Origin of the sequence: Kitasatospora sp. NPDC053057 (assembly GCF_044546945.1) — a bacterium.
In the GTDB taxonomy this organism is placed as follows: domain Bacteria; phylum Actinomycetota; class Actinomycetes; order Streptomycetales; family Streptomycetaceae; genus Kitasatospora.
This window is the reverse complement of record NZ_JBITZP010000143.1, coordinates 1-1404: the sequence shown is the minus strand read 5'-3', so window position 1 is coordinate 1404 and position 1404 is coordinate 1. Positions and strand designations below refer to the sequence as shown.

General features: G+C 70.6%; 1 protein-coding gene. It reads right to left on the bottom strand.

Annotated features, from left to right (window positions below; genetic code table 11):
• Positions 1-28 precede the first annotated feature (28 nt).
• The gene (locus tag ACIG5E_RS39475) at positions 29-1291 is read right to left on the bottom strand and encodes an ISL3 family transposase (RefSeq protein WP_396542156.1); all 1263 of its coding nucleotides are present in this window, start codon (positions 1289-1291) and stop codon (positions 29-31) included.
• Positions 1292-1404: the final 113 nt, after the last annotated feature.

Sequence of the window (1404 nt, the reverse complement as noted above, 5' to 3'; positions counted from 1 at the left end):
GGCTCTTCTGATGTACCTGTGGGTGTGATCATGCGGGTTGGCGGCGTGGCAGGGTGGGTCGGTTGCCGCCGAGGCAGAGCATGACGAGGGCGATGACGGCGTCGGCGGTGCGGAAGCCGAAGCCTCGGCGGATGATCAGGCGGGTCTTGGTGTTGGTGGCCTCGATCAGGCCGTTGCTCAACTGCTCGGCGATGGCGGCGATGATGGCGTCGCAGTGCCGCCTGATCTTGCGCCGCAGGTCCAGGAAGGCGGGGATGCGGCAGCGCTGGGCCCAGGAGAGCCAGCGGTCCAGGGCGGTCACGGCGGCCGCCAGCCCTTCGGTCTTCGCGATGCGGTAGACGGTGCGCAGGCCTTCCTTGAGCAGGTAGGCGCGGTGCAGGCGGGGGTCGTTGGCGGCGATCCAGGTGAGCTTTGCGCTCTGGCGCTCGGTGAGGTCCTCGGGGTTCTTCCACAGCGCGTGCCGGGAGTGCTTGAGCCTGCGGGCCAGGTCCGGGTCGGCGGCCTCACGCCGGGCCCGGTTCCAGCTCGCCCGACGCTCTTCGTCCAGCGCCTCGGTGGCCCAGGCCACGACATGGAAGGGATCCATAGCGCGGATCGCGTTCGGGGCGCGCTCCGCGACGACATCGGCGATCCACTCCGCGCCGTCCGCGCTGATGTGCGTCAGCCGGTGGGCCCGTTCCTCGCCAAGGGCGTCGAAGAAGGAGCGGAGCACGTCCTTGCCGTGGCCGTCGGACATCCACACCACGTGCCGGCTGTCGTGGTCGGCCACGACGGTCATGTACTTCTGCCCCTTGCGGTAGGAGATCTCGTCGATGCCGATCCGCCGCAGGGACGCGAGGCGGTCGATCCCGGCGTCGGCGTCGCGCCGGTAACGGGTCAGGATCGCGCCGACGGTGCGCCAGGCGATTCGCATCAGCTGGGCGGTCGCGGACTTGGAGCATTCGGTGGCCAGCCAGGCGACCTGCTGGTCGAAGTCGTAGGTGTGTCCGGCGTCGTGTCGGGCCCAGGGCACCGCGGCCACCACCACCCCGTGGCGTGGGCAGCACACGCGCGGGGCCTCGGCCTCCAGGAACAGCGGCAGCCCGGCCGCGTCCAGGTGTCGCCACCGCCGCCGGCCGGCCCCGGCGTCGAAGCGGGGGCAGCGGCTGCGGCAGATCCCGCAGCGGCGACGCGCCCGTGACCTCGGACGCACCGCGACCACCATGACCTGCGCTTCCTCGTCGAACCAGGCGTCTTCCGGCACCGCCTGCTCGCATCCGACCAACCGCTTCAATACCGTGGTGAACCGCACGCCGCTTCTCCTGCGCGCTCGATCTCGGGCCTCAACACCTCAAGATCCGCACAGGGAGCGGCGTGCACTGCGTCAGGCTCTCCGAAGCGACCCACAGATGGAGCAGAAGAGCC